Annotated in this window: 16 protein-coding genes; 1 reads left to right on the forward strand and 15 read right to left on the reverse strand. The window is 72.2% G+C overall.

The window, feature by feature from the left end; all coding sequences use genetic code 11:
- Positions 1-8: 8 nt before the first annotated feature.
- From ACZ7HT_RS18825 to ACZ7HT_RS18880, 12 genes are all read right to left on the reverse strand, one after another.
- On the reverse strand, positions 9-893 hold the full coding sequence (locus ACZ7HT_RS18825) for an AAA family ATPase (protein ID WP_471166796.1): 885 nt from the start codon (positions 891-893) through the stop codon (positions 9-11).
- Between the two features lie 392 nt (positions 894-1,285).
- Positions 1,286-1,732, reverse strand: a complete 447-nt coding sequence (gene aroQ / locus ACZ7HT_RS18830) for a type II 3-dehydroquinate dehydratase (RefSeq protein WP_471166799.1) — start codon at positions 1,730-1,732, stop codon at positions 1,286-1,288.
- A complete protein-coding gene (aroB, locus tag ACZ7HT_RS18835) occupies positions 1,729-2,826 on the reverse strand; it encodes a 3-dehydroquinate synthase (protein ID WP_471166802.1) in 1,098 nt (365 codons plus the stop codon). The genes aroQ and aroB overlap by 4 nt, the downstream gene beginning before the upstream one ends.
- Positions 2,823-3,341 carry a shikimate kinase gene (locus ACZ7HT_RS18840; protein ID WP_093877082.1) on the reverse strand — a complete coding sequence of 173 codons (519 nt, stop codon included), beginning with the start codon at positions 3,339-3,341 and terminating at the stop codon, positions 2,823-2,825. Before ACZ7HT_RS18840 ends, aroB begins: the two co-directional genes overlap by 4 nt.
- On the reverse strand, positions 3,338-4,522 hold the full coding sequence (gene aroC / locus ACZ7HT_RS18845) for a chorismate synthase (protein WP_471166805.1): 1,185 nt from the start codon (positions 4,520-4,522) through the stop codon (positions 3,338-3,340). Before aroC ends, ACZ7HT_RS18840 begins: the two co-directional genes overlap by 4 nt.
- Before the next feature lie 114 nt (positions 4,523-4,636).
- Positions 4,637-4,891, reverse strand: a complete 255-nt coding sequence (locus tag ACZ7HT_RS18850) for a hypothetical protein (protein ID WP_471166808.1) — start codon at positions 4,889-4,891, stop codon at positions 4,637-4,639.
- 38 nt (positions 4,892-4,929) lie between these two features.
- Positions 4,930-5,757, reverse strand: a complete 828-nt coding sequence (locus tag ACZ7HT_RS18855; RefSeq protein WP_471166811.1) for a shikimate dehydrogenase — start codon at positions 5,755-5,757, stop codon at positions 4,930-4,932.
- The gene (gene mltG, locus ACZ7HT_RS18860; protein ID WP_471166814.1) at positions 5,757-7,523 is read right to left on the reverse strand and encodes an endolytic transglycosylase MltG; all 1,767 of its coding nucleotides are present in this window, start codon (positions 7,521-7,523) and stop codon (positions 5,757-5,759) included. The genes ACZ7HT_RS18855 and mltG overlap by 1 nt, the downstream gene beginning before the upstream one ends.
- Positions 7,524-7,624: 101 nt before the next feature.
- Positions 7,625-8,089 carry a Holliday junction resolvase RuvX gene (ruvX, locus tag ACZ7HT_RS18865; protein WP_116162006.1) on the reverse strand — a complete coding sequence of 155 codons (465 nt, stop codon included), beginning with the start codon at positions 8,087-8,089 and terminating at the stop codon, positions 7,625-7,627.
- Positions 8,090-8,091: 2 nt separating this feature from the next.
- Entirely contained in the window at positions 8,092-10,761 is a 2,670-nt protein-coding gene (gene alaS / locus ACZ7HT_RS18870; RefSeq protein ID WP_471166817.1) for an alanine--tRNA ligase, read from the reverse strand.
- Entirely contained in the window at positions 10,761-11,114 is a 354-nt protein-coding gene (locus tag ACZ7HT_RS18875) for a DUF6167 family protein (protein ID WP_471166819.1), read from the reverse strand. Before ACZ7HT_RS18875 ends, alaS begins: the two co-directional genes overlap by 1 nt.
- A 6-nt stretch (positions 11,115-11,120) precedes the next feature.
- Positions 11,121-11,558, reverse strand: coding sequence for a DUF948 domain-containing protein (locus ACZ7HT_RS18880; protein WP_471166822.1), 438 nt, complete (start codon positions 11,556-11,558; stop codon positions 11,121-11,123).
- A gap of 157 nt (positions 11,559-11,715) precedes the next feature.
- Between ACZ7HT_RS18880 and ACZ7HT_RS18885 the strand changes: the two genes are divergently transcribed.
- Positions 11,716-14,073 carry an ATP-binding protein gene (locus ACZ7HT_RS18885; protein WP_471166825.1) on the forward strand — a complete coding sequence of 786 codons (2,358 nt, stop codon included), beginning with the start codon at positions 11,716-11,718 and terminating at the stop codon, positions 14,071-14,073.
- 34 nt (positions 14,074-14,107) lie between these two features.
- Here ACZ7HT_RS18885 and rpsD read toward each other — a convergent pair whose 3' ends face one another.
- The 3 genes from rpsD to ACZ7HT_RS18900 all read right to left on the reverse strand — a co-directional run bounded on the left by rpsD (position 14,108) and on the right by ACZ7HT_RS18900 (position 17,102).
- A complete protein-coding gene (rpsD, locus tag ACZ7HT_RS18890) occupies positions 14,108-14,722 on the reverse strand; it encodes a 30S ribosomal protein S4 (protein ID WP_015032311.1) in 615 nt (204 codons plus the stop codon).
- 354 nt (positions 14,723-15,076) lie between these two features.
- Complete coding sequence (locus ACZ7HT_RS18895) at positions 15,077-16,432, reverse strand: replication-associated recombination protein A (protein ID WP_116162001.1); 1,356 nt, start codon at positions 16,430-16,432, stop codon at positions 15,077-15,079.
- 43 nt (positions 16,433-16,475) lie between these two features.
- Positions 16,476-17,102, reverse strand: coding sequence for a vitamin K epoxide reductase family protein (locus tag ACZ7HT_RS18900; protein WP_471166828.1), 627 nt, complete (start codon positions 17,100-17,102; stop codon positions 16,476-16,478).
- Between the last annotated feature and the right edge of the window lie 106 nt (positions 17,103-17,208).

Below are 17,208 nucleotides of genomic sequence, written 5' to 3' on the forward strand. Positions count from 1 at the left end.
GGGCGGGGTCACCAGGTGGGCGGGCTCGCGATCGCGCGGGCGAGGACGTCGTCGAGGACGCGCGCGGTGGTCTCGACGTCGTACGTGGAGTTGTCGATGATCGGCAGGCCCGAGCCGTACCAGCCGGCCATCCGGCCGTGGATGGCGGCGACCTCCTCGTCCGAGAGGCGCCGGTTGCCGCTGCGCTCGGCGTTGCGCTCCAGGACGATCTCCAGGCCGGGCAGCAGGACGACGGGCAGCAGGCCGGGGCCGACGTGCCGCTTCCAGCCGCCGAGCCCGACGACGGGCCGGTCCGGGAAGACGGCGTCGTCGACGATGCAGGAGATGCCGTTGGCGAGGAAGTTGCGCGCGGCGAAGCCGCAGGTGCGGCGGGCGAGCCGGTACTGCGCCTCGGAGTGCTCGTTCCAGCCGGACTGCGGGTCGGCGAAGCCGGAGCAGACCCATTCGCGGACGTCGTCCAGGCTGATGTGCGCGGTGGGCACGCGGCGGCGCTGCGCCCAGTGCCGGGCGACGGTCGTCTTGCCCGCGCCCGCGGGGCCGATGAGCAGGACGGCGAGGGTGGCCGCACCGGTCCCGGCGCCGAGCTCCGCGGGCGGCGCGAGCGGCGCGCTCACGGGCGGCAGCGGCACGTGCCCGGTCAGGTCCCCGCGCGGCGGGGCGGAGGAGGGATGCTGCGGCCCGGCGGCGGGGTGCGGCGGGGGCGCGGCGGGGTGCTGGTGCTGAGGTATGCCTCCCGGCGTGCCCCAGCCGGGCCCCGGGCCGGGCCCGGAGGGCGGCGGGGCGTGCGGGGGCCGGGGAGCGCCGGCCTGGACGGTCGGGTGCACGCCGAGCCGGGGTCCGGACGGCGGCGCGGGGTACGGCGTGCCGGGCGGAAGCGGCGGAGGAACGGGCACCTGCCCACCGAGCTCCCCACCGCCGACCACGTGACCCGACACGGACCCGGGCGCGGGTACGGAACCAGGCGCGCGTACGGACCCCGGGGCGTGTACGGACCCCGGGGCGTGTACGGAACCAGGCGCGAGTCCCGGACCAGGCCCAGGTCCGGAACCAGGCACAGGTCCCGGACCGGGCGCGGGTCCCGGACCCGGGCCGGGGCCGGGCGGTCCGCCCGGCTGTTCGGGCGGTGGCAGCGGGCCCCCCACTGCGTGCTGCATCCGGTGCCACTCCGTCTCGTGCGCCTGCTGGATCCCCGGACAGGTGTGTCCGTGGTCGCCGGAACGTTACCGCCCCGGCCCCCCACAGGGGGAACGACCGGGGACGCCTCCTGGTGCCCTGAAAGGCCCTGTCAGTCGGTGAGTTCCTCGGCGAGCGCCCGCAGCGCCAGCCGGTAGGAACCGATCCCGAACCCGGCGACCGTGCCGGTCGCCACGGCCGCGATGACCGAGGTGTGCCGGAACTCCTCACGGGCGTACGGGTTCGAGATGTGCACCTCGATCAGCGGGGCGGTCCGCTGGGCGGCGGCGTCCCGCATTCCGTACGAGTAGTGGGTGAAGGCGCCGGGGTTGATCACCACGGGGACCGAGCCGTCCGCGGCCTCGTGGAGCCAGCGGATCATCTCGCCCTCGTCGTTGGTCTCCCGCACCTCGACGTCGAAGCCGAGCTCCGCGCCGAGGGTCCGGCAGGACTCGACGAGCCCCTTGTACGAGGTGGCGCCGTAGATGTCGGGCTCGCGGGAGCCGAGACGGCCCAGGTTGGGGCCGTTGAGCACCAGCACCGGACGCGTCTCGCTCACGCCGACACCTCGCCGTACGCCGCGATCAGGACGGCCGGGTCGGGACCCTCCAGGAGGGTCGGCTTGCCGAGCCCGTCGAGCACGATGAAGCGCAGCAGGTCGCCGCGGGACTTCTTGTCGACCCGCATCGTCTCCAGGAGCTTGGGCCACTGGTCGCCGCGGTAGGTGAGCGGCAGGCCGACGGACTCCAGGATCGCCCGGTGCCGGTCGGCGGTGGCGTCGTCGAGCCGCCCGGCGAGGCGGCCGAGCTCGGCGGCGAAGACCATGCCGACGGAGACGGCGGCGCCGTGGCGCCACTTGTACCGCTCGTTCTTCTCGATGGCGTGGGCGAGGGTGTGGCCGTAGTTGAGGATCTCCCGGCGGCCGGACTCCTTGAGGTCGCCGGAGACGACCTCCGCCTTGACCTTGATCGAGCGGACGAGCAGCTCGGCGGTGTGCGGCCCGGCGGGGGTACGGGCGGCCTGCGGGTCCTCCTCGATGAGGTCGAGGATCACCGGGTCGACGATGAAGCCGGCCTTGATGATCTCGGCGAGACCGCTGACGTAGTCGTGCACGGGCAGCGAGTCGAGCGCCGCGAGGTCGCAGAGGACGCCGGCCGGCGGGTGGAAGGCGCCGACGAGGTTCTTGCCCTCGGCGGTGTTGATGCCCGTCTTGCCCCCGACGGCCGCGTCGACCATGGCCAGGACCGTGGTGGGCACGGCGATCCAGCGCACGCCCCGCAGCCAGGTCGCGGCGACGAAGCCCGCGAGGTCGGTGGTGGCGCCGCCGCCGACGCCGACGACGACGTCGCTGCGGGTGAAGCCGGTCTGCCCGAGGGCCTTCCAGCAGTAGGCGGCGACCTCGGCGGTCTTCGCCTCCTCGGCGTTCGGCACCTGGATGGCGACGGCCTCGTAGCCCTGCTCGGCCAGGTCGGCGCGGAGCGCCTCGCCGGTGTCGGCGAGCGCCTCCGGGTGGATCACGGCGACCCGCTTGGCCTGGGTGCCGATCAGCGCGGGGAGCTCATCGAGGAGCTGCCGGCCGACCAGTACCTCGTACGGATCGGTGCCCGCGGAACCGCCGACCTGGATACGGGTCACCTGGTCCTGGTCCGTCATACGTCCTTCAACTCCAGAGCGTCGAGGACCGCCTGGGCGACCTCTTCGGGGGTGCGGTCGTCCGTGGCGACGACGACCCGTGCGACTTCGGTGTACAGGTGGCGGCGCGCCTCCATCAGCTCGCGCCACTGGCGGCGCGGGTTGACGGCGAGGAGCGGCCGGGCGGTGTTGAGTCCGACCCGCCGTACGGCCTCCTCGACGTCCATGGAGAGGTACGCGACGGGCAGCCCGGCGAGCAGGGCGCGGGTCCCGGCGTCCAGGATCGCGCCGCCGCCGAGGGCGAGGACGCCCTCGTGCTCGGCGACGGCCGTGGCGACCGCGGCCCGCTCCAGGGCGCGGAAGTGCTCCTCGCCGTCCTCGACGAAGATGTCGGAGATCTCGCGTCCTTCGGCGGCGACGATGTCGGCGTCGGTGTCCCGGTAGGGCGCGCCGAGCCGTTCGGCCAGGAGCGCGCCCACCGTGGACTTGCCGGAGCCCATGGGGCCGACGAGGACGACCAGGGGTCCGGCGGTCACCGGATGTTCAGGTTGTCGAGGTACGACCGCACGTTGCGGCGGGTCTCGGGGACGCTGTCGCCGCCGAACTTCTCGACGACCGCGTCCGCGAGGACGAGCGCGACCATGGCCTCGGCGACGATGCCGGCGGCGGGGACGGCGCACACGTCGGAGCGCTGGTGGTGGGCGGCCGCGGCCTCGCCGGTGGCGACGTCGATGGTGGCCAGGGCGCGCGGGACGGTCGCGATGGGCTTCATCGCGGCGCGGACGCGGAGCAGCTCGCCGGTGGTCAGGCCGCCCTCGGTGCCGCCGGAGCGGCCGGTGGTGCGCTTGATCCCGTCCTCGGTGCGGACGATCTCGTCGTGTGCCTGGGAGCCGGGCACGCGGGCCAGGTCGAAGCCGTCGCCGACCTCGACGCCCTTGATCGCCTGGATGCCCATGAGCGCGGCGGCGAGGCGGGCATCGAGCCGCCGGTCCCAGTGCACATGCGAACCGAGGCCGACGGGCACGCCGTACGCGAGGACCTCGACGACGCCACCGAGGGTGTCGCCGTCCTTGTGGGCCTGGTCGATCTCCGCGACCATCGCCTTCGACGCGTCGGCGTCGAGGCAGCGGACGGGGTCGGCGTCGAGCTTCTCGACGTCGGCGGGGGTCGGGTAGACCCCGTAAGGCGCCTTGGCCGCGGCCAGCTCCACCACGTGGGAGACGATCTCGATGCCGGCGGCCTCCTTGATGAAGGACCGTGCGACGGCGCCGAGCGCGACCCGGGCCGCGGTCTCGCGGGCGCTGGCGCGCTCCAGGATCGGCCGGGCCTCGTCGAACCCGTACTTCTGCATGCCGGCGAGATCGGCGTGGCCGGGCCGGGGCCGGGTCAGGGGCGCGTTGCGACCCGTCTCCTTCAGCTCCGCGGGGTCGACCGGATCGGCCGACATGACCTTCTCCCACTTCGGCCACTCGGTGTTGCCCACCATGACGGCGATCGGCGAGCCGAGGGAGAGCCCGTGGCGGACACCGCCGAGGAAGGTGACCTCGTCCTGCTCGAACTTCATGCGGGCGCCACGCCCATAGCCGAGGCGTCGCCGGGCGAGGTGGTCCGCCACCAGCTCAGTGGTGACCGGGACGCCGGCGGGAAGACCCTCAAGGGTCGCGACCAGCGCGGGTCCGTGGGATTCCCCAGCGGTCAGCCAACGCAACCTGCTCAACGATGCTCCTCATGCTCGCGCCTGGGCACTGCGACGACGCGGCCGGGTGCGCGGCCCTGGCCCGCCAACCCCGATCCTCCCACGTCCGGGGGACGAACCCGTCCTCCGGTCCAGCTATCGGACGTCGGCCTCGCTCTCCTGGACGGCCTCGCCGCTCTCGCGGTCGGCCTCGCTCTCCTCCAGGGGCGCGCCGAATCGCTCACGCAGCCAGCCGAGGCCGAGGTGGACGACCACGGCGCAGCCGAACGCGAGCAGCGGATACCTCACCCATTCGGGCAAGTGGTGGTGGAACACCGCGAAGACCAGTCGCGCGATGTCCCAGGACACGCTCCACCGCGACGCCAGTACGAGTTCCCCGCCCGTGTCCACAACCGCTCCCCCATGATCGACTCGGTACGGGGTGGAGCCTACCGAGCCGCCAGCGCCCGCTCCCCCGCCGCCCGCATGGCCGCGAGCGGGGCCTTCGGGACGCCCGTCATCTGTTCGACCTGGAGGACGGCCTGGTGGACGAGGAGGTCGAGGCCGCCGACGACCTTGCCGCCGTGGTCGGACCAGGCGGCGGCGAGCGCGGTCGGCCAGGGGTCGTACAGGACGTCGAAGAGGGTGCCGACGCGGTCGGGGACGGCGGTCGCCAGGGCGTTGGTGGTGCCGGCCGGGGTGGTCGCGATGACCAGCGGCGCCTCGAAGGCCTCCGCCGCCCGCTCCCAGTCGGCCGTACGGACGTCCACGCCGAGCCGCTCGCCCCAGCCGCGCATCTCCTCGGCGCGCGCCTCGCTGCGTACGTACGCGGTGACGGGGCCCGCGCAGATCCGGGCGAGGGCGGCGAGCGCGGAGGAGGCGGTGGCGCCGGCGCCGAGGACGGCCGCCGACTCCACCTCCTCGACGCCCCGCTCGCGCAGGGCGGCGATCATGCCGGGGACGTCGGTGTTGTCGCCGACCCGTCGCCCGTCCTCACGGAGGACGACGGTGTTGACGGCCTCCACGGAGGCGGCCGTGTCGCTGATCTCGTCGAGCAGCGGGATGATCGCCCGCTTGAGCGGCATGGTCAGCGAGAGCCCGGCCCAGCTGTCGTCCAGCTCGCCGACGAAGCCGGGCAGCCCGGCCTCGTCCACCTCGAAGCGGTCGTACGCCCAGTCGTCGAGCCCGAGCTCGGCGTACGCGGCGCGGTGCAGGATTGGGGAGAGCGAGTGGGCGATGGGCGATCCCAGAACGGCCGCCCGGCGTGCTGTCGCCATCAGTTCTTCCTCGACTCGTTGAACTTTTCGACGAGCTTCTGGTGCTCGGCGTTGGTCTTCGTGAACTCGGAGGTCTTGCCGTCGATCGAGACGAAGTAGTACCAGCCGTCGTGCGTCGGGCTGACCACGCCCTGCATCGCCTCGGCGCCGGGGTTGCCGATGGGACCGGGAGGCAGACCCTTGACGAAGTACGTGTTGTACGGGTTGTCGTACTTCCGCAGCTCTTCGAGGGTGAGGTCGATCTTGCTCTGGTTCTTGATGTAGTTGTACGTCGAGTCGAATTCGAGCCCGCCGTAGGTCTGCGGGTTCGACGGCTTGAGCCGGTTGTAGACGACCTCGGCCATCTTGCGGAAGTCGTCGTGGGACGTACCCTCCGCCTGGACCAGGCTCCCGATCGTGACGAGCTCCCAGGGGCTGTCGACACCGAGCGACTTCGCCTTGGCCTCCAGGTCGAACTTCATGTACTCCTGGTTCGCGCGGCTCACCATCTTGCGCAGGACGTCCTCGGGCTTGTTGCCCTTGGCCACCGGGTAGCTCGCCGGGAAGAGGAAGCCCTCCAGCGGGTCCTTCACGTTCTTGTGGTTCTTCGCCCAGTCCGGGAGACCGAGGCTGTCCGCCTTCGCCTTTGCGATGCCCTGCGTCGTCCCGGGCGCGAGGTCGAGTCGCTCGTCGAGCTTCTCGTACACCCAGGCGTTCCGCTTGCCCTCCGGGATGATCAGGTTCGCCTGGCTGGCCGGGTTCAGCATCAGCGTGACCGCGCTGTCCGCCGACATCTCCTTCTTCAGCGCGTACGCGCCCGCCTGGATCGAGAGGCCCCGGGGGTTCTTCTGCTGTGCGGAGACGAAGGCGTCGACGCTCTTGACGACGCCGGCCTTCTTGAGGATGTTGCCGATCTCGTAGCCGCCGGCGTCCTTCGGGATCTCGACCTGCACGACCCCGCTGCCGCTGCCCGCGTAGTCGGGCGCCGCGCCGAACTGGCCCTGCCAGAACTTGTAGCCGAAGTAGCCGACGCCGCCCAGGCCGCCGACCAGGACGGCGGCGACGACCAGGCAGGCCACGCCGTTCTTGCCTTTGCGTTTCTTCGCTTTGCTCCGGCGCTCGCGGTCGCCGTCGCGGGAGCCGCGGCCGCCGCGGCCCGGCTCCTCGTCGTAGTCGGCGTCGTCGTCATCGGATTCACCGGTGAAGAAGGGGTGCGTCTCCTCCTCCGGCTCCGCCTCGGGGTGCGTCTCCTCCTCCGGCGCCCAGTCGACGACCGGCTCCGGCGGGTTCTGCCGGCGGCCGGGCGGCTGGGGCGGCGGGTAGGCCTCGGGCGTGCCGTAGAGGTCGGGGTTCTGGCCGCCGTACGGATCGGCCGGGGGCGCGCCGTAGGCCATCGCCGCCTGGCCGGTCTCCCAGTTGCCGTCGTACTGCTGTCCGGGGTTCCCGGGCGTGTCGTAGCCGACGCCCGGGTACCCCGTCCCGTACTGCTGCTGGTACTGCTGTTGCTGCTGTTGCTGCTGGTACTGGGGATCGACGTACTGCTGCTGAGGCTGCTGCTGGTACTGCTGCTGAGGCTGAGGCTGCTGGTACTGCTGCTGCGCCTGCTGCTGGTACGGGTCACCCCCGTAGCCCTGGCCGTACGGGTCCGCGTAGCCCTGGCCGCCGTGGCCGTACTGGCTCGCCTGCTGCTGCGGGTACTGCTGCTGGCCCTCCCACCCCTGGTCCCCATAGAGCGGGTCCCCCGGGTGCCACGGTTCGGAGCCAGGGCCCCGGCCATACTCAGTCATCGATCCCCAAACAGCCGCGAGGCTTCCGGACGATCCGCCTCTACGTAGTGCAGCAGCTGTTCGAACACCGCCGCATCGCGCGGAACGTTACCGTATCGCGATCAGATGACCACTTCGACGCCCTCACCGGGCGGATTACCTGATACCCGTTCGGACTCAAGAGCGTTCTGAAGGATGATCACAGCGGCGGCCTGGTCGATGACGGACCGCCCCTTCTTCGCCTTCACGCCCGAGGCGCGCAGGCCCTGGGTCGCGGTGACGGTGGTCATCCGCTCGTCGACGAGGCGGACCGGGATCGGGGCGATGCCCTTGGCCATCTCGCCGGCGAAGGCGCGGACCTTGGTCGCGGCCGGGCCCTCCCGCCCGCTGAGCGAGCGGGGCAGGCCCACGACGACCTCGATCGGCTCGTACTCCTCGACGATCTGGCGGAGCCGCCGGTGGGCCGCCGGGACGTCGCGTCCCGGCACGGTCTCCACCGGCGTCGCGAGGACCCCGTCGGGGTCGCACGAGGCGACCCCGATCCGGGCGTCCCCGACGTCGACCGCGAGACGGCGGCCGCGGCGCATCGTCACGCCGTCTCCACCACGAGACGCTCGACGGCGGCGATGGCCTCGCCGACGGCCTCCGGGTTCTGGCCGCCGCCCTGGGCGACGTCCGGCTTGCCGCCGCCACCGCCGCCGAGGGTCTTGGCGGCCGTGCGGACCAGCTCGCCGGCCTTGAAGCCGCGCTCGCGGGCGGCCTCGTTGGTGGCGATGACCGTCAGCGGCTTGCCGCCGACGGTGGTGAACAGGGCCACGACGGCCGGGCGGTCCGAGGGGATGCGGCCGCGGACGTCGAGGACCAGCTTGCGCAGGTCGTCGGCGCCGGTGCCGTCCGGGACCTGCCCGGTGACGAGGGCGACGCCGCGGATGTCGCGGGCGGAGTCGACGAGACCGGCGGCGGCCTGGAGGACCTTCTCCGCGCGGAACTTCTCGATCTCCTTCTCGGCGTCCTTCAGCTTGCCGAGCATGGTGGAGATCTTCTCCGGCAGCTCCTCCGGGCGGCCCTTGACGAGCTCCTGGAGCTGGGCGACGACCGTGTGCTCGCGGGCGAGGAAGTTGTACGCGTCGACGCCGACGAGGGCCTCGATGCGGCGCACGCCGGAGCCGATGGACGACTCGCCGAGCAGCTTCACCAGGCCCAGCTGGGCGGTGTTGCCGACGTGCGTGCCGCCGCACAGCTCCTTGGAGAAGTCGCCGATGGTGACGACACGGACCTGCTCGCCGTACTTCTCGCCGAACTCGGCGATGGCGCCCTGGCGCTTGGCCTCGTTGATCGGCATGACCTCGGCGTGGACCTCCAGCTCGCGCGAGAGGACCTCGTTGATCTTCTGCTCGACGTCGGTGAGGACCGCGCCGGGGACGGCGTTCGGCGAGCCGAAGTCGAAGCGGAAGCGGCCGGGCTGGTTCTCGGAACCGGCCTGGGCGGCCGTCGGGCCGAGGGCGTCACGCAGGGCCTGGTGCGTCAGGTGCGTGGCGGAGTGGGCGCGGGCGATGGCCCGGCGGCGCTTGACGTCGATGGTGGCGTAGGCGGTGGAGCCCACGGTCACCTCGCCGACCTGCACGGAGCCCTTGTGGACCGAGACGCCCGGGACCGGCTGCTGGACGTCGCGGACCTCGATGACGGCGCCGCTGTGCAGCTTGATGCGGCCCTGGTCGGCGATCTGGCCGCCGCCCTCGGCGTAGAACGGGGTGCGGTCGAGGACGACCTCGACCTCGTCGCCCTCGGAGGCGGCCGGCGAGGGGACGCCGTTCACGAGGAGGCCGACGACCGTGGTCTCGCCCTCGGTGTTGGTGTAACCGGTGAACTGGGTGGCGCCGTTGCCGTCGGCGATCTCCCGGTACGCGGTCATGTCGGCGTGACCGGTCTTCTTGGCCTTGGCGTCGGCCTTGGCCCGGTCCCGCTGCTCCTTCATCAGGCGGCGGAAGCCGTCCTCGTCCACGGAGAGGCCCTGCTCGGCGGCCATCTCCAGGGTGAGGTCGATCGGGAAGCCCCAGGTGTCGTGGAGCAGGAAGGCCTTCTCACCGGCGAGGACCGTGCCGCCGGCGGACTTGGTCTCGGTGACGGCGGTGTCGAGGATGTTGGTGCCGCCCTTGAGGGCCTTCAGGAAGGCGGCCTCTTCGGCGAGGGCGACGGTCTCGATGCGCTTGCGGTCGGTGACCAGCTCCGGGTACTGCTCGCCCATCGTGTCGATCACGGTGTCGACGAGGTCCTGGACGACCGGGCCGGTGGCGCCGAGCAGGCGCATGTTGCGGACGGCGCGGCGCATGATGCGGCGGAGCACGTAGCCGCGGCCCTCGTTGCCGGGGGTGACGCCGTCGCCGATGAGCATCACGGAGGTGCGCATGTGGTCGGCGACCACGCGGAGCGAGACGTCGCTGTCGTGGGCCTTGCCGTAGGCGACGCCGGTGAGGGCGGTGGCCTTGTCGATGACGACCTGGAGGGTGTCCGTCTCGTACATGTTCTGGACGCCCTGGAGGATCATCGCCAGGCGCTCCAGGCCGAGGCCCGTGTCGATGTTCTTCGACGGGAGCTCGCCGAGGATCGGGAAGTCGTCCTTGCCGGAGCCCTCACCGCGCTCGTACTGCATGAAGACCAGGTTCCAGATCTCCACGTACCGCTCGTCGTTGACGGCCGGGCCGCCCTCGACGCCGAACTCGGGACCGCGGTCGTAGTTGATCTCGGAGCAGGGGCCGCAGGGGCCGGGGACGCCCATGGACCAGTAGTTGTCCGCCTTGCCGAGGCGCTGGATGCGCTCGGCCGGGACGCCGACGACGTCACGCCAGATCTGCTCGGCCTCGTCGTCCTCCTGGTAGACGGTGATCCAGAGCTTCTCCGGCTCGAGCCCGTAGCCGCCGTGCTCCACCGGGGTGGTCAGCAGCTCCCAGGCGAGCTTGATGGCGCCTTCCTTGAAGTAGTCGCCGAAGGAGAAGTTGCCGCACATCTGGAAGAACGTGCCGTGCCGGGTGGTCTTGCCGACCTCCTCGATGTCCGGCGTGCGCACGCACTTCTGCACGCTGGAGGCGCGCGAGAAGGGCGGCTTGACCTCGCCCAGGAAGTAGGGCTTGAAGGGCACCATGCCGGCCGGGACGAGCAGCAGAGTCGGGTCGTCCGCGATGAGCGACGCCGAAGGGACGACGGTGTGCCCGCGCTCCTCGAAGAAGCTCAGCCAGCGGCGGCGGATTTCAGCCGACTCCATCAGTGGTCCTCATTCCGGTTGTACGAACTCGTGGGGATCTTGGAAAACGACGAGGTGGCCGGGTGCGCGACCGGGCCCAGCGCGGCCCTGCGGCGCGGCTCGGGGAGCTCCCGGGCGTGCTCCACCGGTGCGGCCAGTCCGAGCGCGTCGCCCAGCTCGGCCTCACGCTGGAGCATGCCCGCCCTCACGTCGAGGGCGAAGTCCTTGAGCCGGTGCCCGGTCTCGACGGCCTTGTTCGCCGCCTGGGCCGCGAGGCTCTCGGGGGTCAGCTGCTTCAGCTTCCGGTTGACCTTGGTGGTGGCCCACACGCCGGCGGCTGCGCCGGCCGTGAACCAGAACGTGCGGCGGAACATCGCGGCTCAGCCCTTCTGCTTCCGGCGTCGCGAGGACGGCACGGTACGGCCGACGATCACGGTCCGGCGGTCGGAGGCCGTCGGCGCCCCCTCCGCCTCACGGCCCCGGCCGAGCGCCCTGCGGACGCCGTAGCCGAAGGCGGCCACCTTGACGAGCGGGCCGCCGAAGGTGGAGGCGACGGTCGTGGACAGCGCGGAGGCGTTGGAGGCGACCTCCTGGACGTCCGAGGCGATGGCGTCGACCCGGTCGAGCTGGGTCTGCGCCGAGCGCACGGTCGCGGACGCCTCGGCCAGCAGGGGAACGGCCTGCTCGGTCACGTCCGCCACCAGCTTGGTGGTCGCCCTGAGCGTCTGCGCCAGCCTCACCAGTGCCACGGCGAGGAAGGAGACGAGGATCGCCCAGAACACGGCCACCAGGATCCCGGCAACCTCTCCACCGGTCACTGTGCACCGCTCTCTGCTGTCGTTGGGCCTTGTGAAAGTCGTCCCCCGACCCTATCGCGCCCGGGCTGTCCTGCCGTACCGCATTACCGCCCGTGGGACGGGAGTTACGCGATCTCGATTGTACGGAGCGCGCGCGGGTGAGTACGCTCCGTGTCCCATGCGACGGAGCAATCTCCCGGCGGAGCTGAACCGGTTCGTCGGACGGGCCGCCGAGCAGGCCGCACTCACGGCGCTCCTCCAGACGTCCCGTCTGGTCACGGTCGTGGGCGTGGGCGGTGTCGGCAAGACACGGCTCGCGCTGCGGGCTGCCGCGGGGGCGCAGAAACGCTACGGCGAAGGGGTCAGGCTGGCCGAGCTCGCGCCGCTGCGCGACCCGGACCTGGTGGCGTACGCGCTGGTGGAGGCGCTCGGTCTGACCGACCACACGCCGAAGGCCCCGCGCGAGGTCCTCGTCGAGCACCTCGCGGAGCGGCGGATGCTGCTGGTGGTGGACGGCTTCGAGCACCTGGTGGAGGCCTGCGCGCCGCTGCTGCGGGAGCTCCTGGCCCACGCGCCGGGCCTCACCGTGCTCGCGGCCGGCCGGCGGCCGCTGCGGGTGGCGGGCGAGTCGGTGTTCCCGCTGGCCCCGATGGACGAGACGGACGCGATGGCGCTGCTCGCCGAGCGGGCGGCGGAGGCGGGCGCGCCGGTGGCCGGGGACCTCGCCGCGGGCACCGGCGAAGCGGACTTGTGCGCGGGGCCTGGGGAAGCGGACTTCCCCGCGGGGCCTGGCGAAGGGGACTTCTCCGCGGGGCCTGGCGAAGCGGACTTCCCAGCGGATCCGGCGACCAGCCCGGAGGCCCCGCGGGCGCACCCGCCCACGCGTCACGCTGCCGTGCGAGCGCACCCGCCGACCGGTGTCGCGGCCGTGCGGGAGCTGTGCCGGCGGCTCGACGGGATCCCGCTCGCGCTCGAACTGGCCGCAGGCCGCCTCCCCCTCCTCACGGTCGAGCAGATGCTGCACCGCCTCGACGACCGCTTCCGGCTCCTGACGGACGGCGAGCGCGGGGTGCTCCCCCGCCATCAGACGCTGCGCACCGCGATCGGCTGGAGCCACGAGCTGTGCACCCCGGAGGAGCGGCTGCTCTGGGCGCGGCTCTCGGTCTTCGCCGGCCCCTTCGACCTGGAGGCGGTGGAGTACGTGTGCGGGAGCCGGGAGCTGCCGCCGGAACGGATCCTCGACCACCTCGGGGGCCTGCTCGCCCAGTCGCTGGTGTCGCGGGAGGACACGCCCGCGGGCCCCGCCTACCGGCTCCTGGACACGGTCGCCGCGTACGGGGCGGAGTGGCTGGCGGCGCTCGGCGACACGGAGCGGCTGCGGCGGCGGCACCGCGACTGGTACATGGGCCTGGCCACCTGGTGCGAGCTGGAGTGGTTCAGCCCGCGCCAGGCGGAGGTGGCGGCCCGTACGGACGCGGCGCTGCCCAATCTGCGGGCGGCGCTCGACCTGTGTCTCGAACTCCCGGACGACGCGCACCTCGCTCAGCACCTGGCGGGCACGCTCTGGTTCGCCTGGGTGGGCTGCGGGCGCCTGTCGGAGGGCCGGCACTGGCTGGAGCGGGCGGTCGCGCTGGAGTCGGGGCACGAGGAGGCGCGGCTCAAGGCGCTGTGGGTGCTCGGCTACGTGGCGGTGCTCCAGGGGGACGGCACGGCGGCGGTGGCGGCCCTGCACGAGTGCCGGGAGCGGGCCCGTTCCTCGCGGAACGCGCTGGCGGAGGCGTACGCGACGCACCGGATGGGCTGCCTCGCGCTGCTCTCGGACGATCTGCCGCGGGCCGAGGCGCTGATCGGGCGGGCCCTGGACTCCTACCGGGAGCTCGGCGAGCTGAACAGCAACGTGCTGATGGGGCAGGTCGAGGTGGCGATGGCGCTGGCCTTCCGGGGCGACCTGGAGGGGGCGGTCGCGATCTGCCGGGAGGTACGGGAGGTCTGCGAGGAGCGCGGGGAGCTGTGGACCCGGGCCTACGCGCTCTACGTCCTGGCGTTCTCGGCGTGGACCCGGGACGCGTTCGGCGAGGCGCGGGAGCTGCTCACCGAGTGCGTCTCGATCAATCACACCTTCCGTGACCTGGTCGGTCTCGTCCTGGCGATCGAGCTGCTCGCGCTCGTGACGGTGAGCGAGGGGGACCCGGCGGAGGCCGCGGTCCTCCAGGGGGCCGCGGTGCCGGTGTGGGACACGGTGGGCATCCGGCTGTTCGGCTCGGAGGCCTTCGACGGGCCGAGGGCCCTGTGCGAGCAGCGGGCGGCGGATGCCCTGGGCGCGGAGGCCTTCGGCAGCGCGGTCCAGGAGGGCGGGCGTCTGTCGCTGGACGCGGTCGTGGAGCGCGCGCTCGCCGGGCGCCGGGATCCGGCCCTCGGCGGCCCGGGGGGCGCGACGGCCCCGCGTCCGTTCCGTACGGGCAGGTCGGCGGCGGTCCCGGGAACGCGGAAGCCCGCCGGCTCCCCCACCGGAAAGGGCGGGGAAGCGGCGGGCTGAACACCGCGAGGGTGGTACTACGCCGTTGCTGAGATCAGCGGGCGTAGTACTCGACGACCAGCTGCTCGTCGCAGATGACCGGGATTTCCTTGCGGTTCGGGTCGCGGTCGAGGCGGAAGGCCAGGGCCTTCAGGTTGACCTGCAGGTAGCGCGGGGTCTCGCCGTCGGCGGCGAAGCCACCCTCACGGGCCATCTCGAACAGCGGCTTGGTGCGGCTGCGCTCGCGGACCATGACGACGTCGTCCGGACGGACACGGAACGACGGCTTGTCGACCTTGCCACCGTTGACCTGGATGTGACCGTGCACGACCATCTGGCGGGCCTGGTAGATGGTGCGGGCGATGCCCGAACGCAGGACCAGGGCGTCGAGGCGACGCTCGAGCTCGACGACCAGCGCCTCGCCCGTCTTGCCTTCGGCCTTCTTGGCGCGGTCGTAGGCGCGCGCCATCTGGCGCTCGCTGATGTCGTACTGGGCGCGCAGACGCTGCTTCTCGAGCAGACGGACCTTGTAGTCCGAGTTCTGCTTGCGGCCACGGCCGTGCTCGCCCGGCGGGTAGGGGCGGGCCTCGAAGTACTTGACGGCCTTCGGGGTCAGCGCGATGCCGAGGGCACGCGACTTCTTGACCTTGGGACGGGACTGGTTCGGCATGAACCAACCTCTCTATCTGTACGAATACGGCTTCACCAGGGTTAGGGGAGGTCGCATCCGCAGCCCGGGAAACCCGTCCGGTCCGTACGGGACGGACGTGGCGGGCAGCCGCTCCCAGGTCTGGGCACATACGTGCAGCACGCGAACGACCCACCGCCGCTCCCGGGAATCCGGGTGGTGATGGGTGGCCCGCGACACCTTCGAAGGTGCGCGACGCTCCTGGAAACCCCGCCCGAGGGCCGGGTCTCCGGCTGACTGTCCCGTTCTGGTGGTGCCGACCGGAGTCGGGCACGGGACGCAGCAATCCGGACCAGTGTACCGGCTCCGCGGAGCGCGCTCGCACCACCCCGGGGGTCAGCCCCCCTCGCCCTTCAACCGCTCGCGCACCCGCTCCACCACGTCCGCGTATCTCGCCTCCGCGCCGTAGCGGGTGGGCTCGTAGTACTGGCGGCCGTGGATCGTGTCGGGGGCGTACTGCTGAGCCGCGATGCCGCCCGGCACGTCGTGCGGGTACACATAGCCCTGGGCGTGGCCGAGCTTGGCCGCGCCCTTGTAGTGGCCGTCGCGCAGATGCGGCGGGACCGAACCCGCCAGGCCGTTCCGCACGTCGGCGAGGGCGGCGCCGATCGCGGTCGTCGCGGAGTTCGACTTCGGGGCCAGTGCCAGGGCGATGGTGGCGTGGCTCAGGGTGAGGGCCGCCTCGGGGAAGCCGATCATGGCGACGGCCTGGGCGGCGGCGACGGCGATCGGCAGGGCGTTCGGGTCGGCGAGGCCGATGTCCTCGCTCGCGGAGATCATCAGCCGCCGGGCGATGAAGCGAGGGTCCTCCCCCGCCTCGATCATCCGCGCCAGGTAGTGCAGGGCGGCGTCCACGTCCGAGCCGCGGATCGACTTGATGAGCGCGCTCGCCACGTCGTAGTGCTGGTCGCCGTCCCGGTCGTACTTCACGGCCGCACGGTCGACGGTCTCCTCGACGGTCTGGAGGGTGATCTCCGCCTCGCCCTTGGCGATCGCCGCACCGGCCGCCGCCTCCAGGGCGGTCAGGGCCCGGCGGGCGTCGCCGCCGGCGACGCGCAGCAGGTGCGCCTCGGCGTCCTCCGGCAGGGTCACGGCCCCGCCCAGTCCCCGCTCGCCGGTGAGCGCCCGGGCCATCAGGCCCTTGAGGTCCTCGTCGGTCAGCGGCTCCAGGGTGAGGAGCAGGGAGCGGGAGAGGAGCGGGGAGATCACGGAGAAGTAGGGGTTCTCGGTGGTGGCGGCGATCAGCGTCACCCAGCGGTTCTCGACGGCGGGCAGGAGCGAGTCCTGCTGGGCCTTGGAGAAGCGGTGGATCTCGTCGAGGAAGAGGACGGTCTCCTTGCCGTACCCGCCGACCGCGCGCCGGGCGCCGTCGATGACGGCCCGGACCTCCTTGACGCCCGCGGTGATCGCGGAGAGCTCGACGAAGCGCTTGTTCGTGGCCTTCGAGACGACGTACGCCAGCGTGGTCTTCCCGATCCCGGGCGGGCCCCAGAGGATCACCGAGGAGGCACCGGCGGGGCCGCCGTCGCCGTCGCCGACGAGCCGGCGCAGCGGCGATCCGGGCTTGAGCAGGTGCTGCTGGCCCACCACCTCGTCGAGGGTGCGGGGGCGCATCCGGACGGCCAGCGGGCTGCTGGCCGGGTCCTTCTCCTGGCGGTCTTCGGCTGCTGCGGTAAAGAGATCGGGCTCCACAGTGATGAAGCCTAAGTCAGCGCACTGACAGAGCGGCCCCGGCTCAGCTGGTCCAGAAGTCCCACCAGCGGGTCAGGATCAGCATGCCGATGATCCCGATGTGCAGGACGGGCAGGATCCAGGTGAACTCGTCGAAGAAGGTCTTGAGGCCGCCGGGGGCGGGGATCACGCCGAGGCGCACGTTGTGCGAGGTCACGTACCAGAACATGACGATGGTGGCGACCCAGGCGAGGCAGCACCACAGGCAGAGCGAGTTGATCTCGTACAGCGACTGGTACATCAGCCAGGTGCAGAAGCCGACGCCGAAGAGCGTTCCGGCGTTGAGGCCGAGCCAGTACCAGCGGCGGTAGCGGGCCCCGGCGAGCAGGCCCACGCCGATCGCGATCACCATGGCGTACGTGACGAGGCCGAGCATCGGGTTCGGGAAGCCGAAGACCGAGGCCTGCTCGCTCTTCATGATGTTCCCGCAGGAGACGATCGGGTTGAGGCTGCACCCCGGGGTGAAGTTCGGGTCCTCGAGCAGCTTGAACTTGTCGATGGTGATGACCCAGGCGGCGAGCAGTCCGGCCGCTCCGGTGATCACGAGGAGCCAGGAGAAGGCCCGGCTCGCCCCGACCGTGCCGCCGCCGTCCCGGCCGGACCCGATCTCGTCCACCGCTGCCTTCGCCATGTCACCTGTTCCCTCGCTCGACCGGCCTTGTGGGCAGGGTCATTCTGCAACACCGACCTGTGGTCCGGCCGTTCGCCGGAGATAAGGAAGGGCCCGGACCAGAGCG

The sequence above is a fragment of the Streptomyces sp. NPDC037410 genome, from assembly GCF_055602235.1.

What these genes read in the sequence shown, in the direction of transcription:
- mltG (WP_471166814.1), bottom strand. Translation starts at nt 7,523, where the DNA reads ATGACTGAGTATGGCCGGGGCCCTGGCTCCGAACCGTGGCACCCGGGG.
- ACZ7HT_RS18855 (WP_471166811.1), bottom strand. Translation starts at nt 5,757, where the DNA reads ATGGCGACAGCACGCCGGGCGGCCGTTCTGGGATCGCCCATCGCCCAC.
- rpsD (WP_015032311.1), bottom strand. Translation starts at nt 14,722, where the DNA reads ATGCCGAACCAGTCCCGTCCCAAGGTCAAGAAGTCGCGTGCCCTCGGC.
- ACZ7HT_RS18900 (WP_471166828.1), bottom strand. Translation starts at nt 17,102, where the DNA reads ATGGCGAAGGCAGCGGTGGACGAGATCGGGTCCGGCCGGGACGGCGGC.
- alaS (WP_471166817.1), bottom strand. Translation starts at nt 10,761, where the DNA reads ATGGAGTCGGCTGAAATCCGCCGCCGCTGGCTGAGCTTCTTCGAGGAG.
- ruvX (WP_116162006.1), bottom strand. Translation starts at nt 8,089, where the DNA reads ATGCGCCGCGGCCGCCGTCTCGCGGTCGACGTCGGGGACGCCCGGATC.
- ACZ7HT_RS18875 (WP_471166819.1), bottom strand. Translation starts at nt 11,114, where the DNA reads ATGTTCCGCCGCACGTTCTGGTTCACGGCCGGCGCAGCCGCCGGCGTG.
- ACZ7HT_RS18885 (WP_471166825.1), top strand. Translation starts at nt 11,716, where the DNA reads ATGCGACGGAGCAATCTCCCGGCGGAGCTGAACCGGTTCGTCGGACGG.
- aroB (WP_471166802.1), bottom strand. Translation starts at nt 2,826, where the DNA reads ATGACGGACCAGGACCAGGTGACCCGTATCCAGGTCGGCGGTTCCGCG.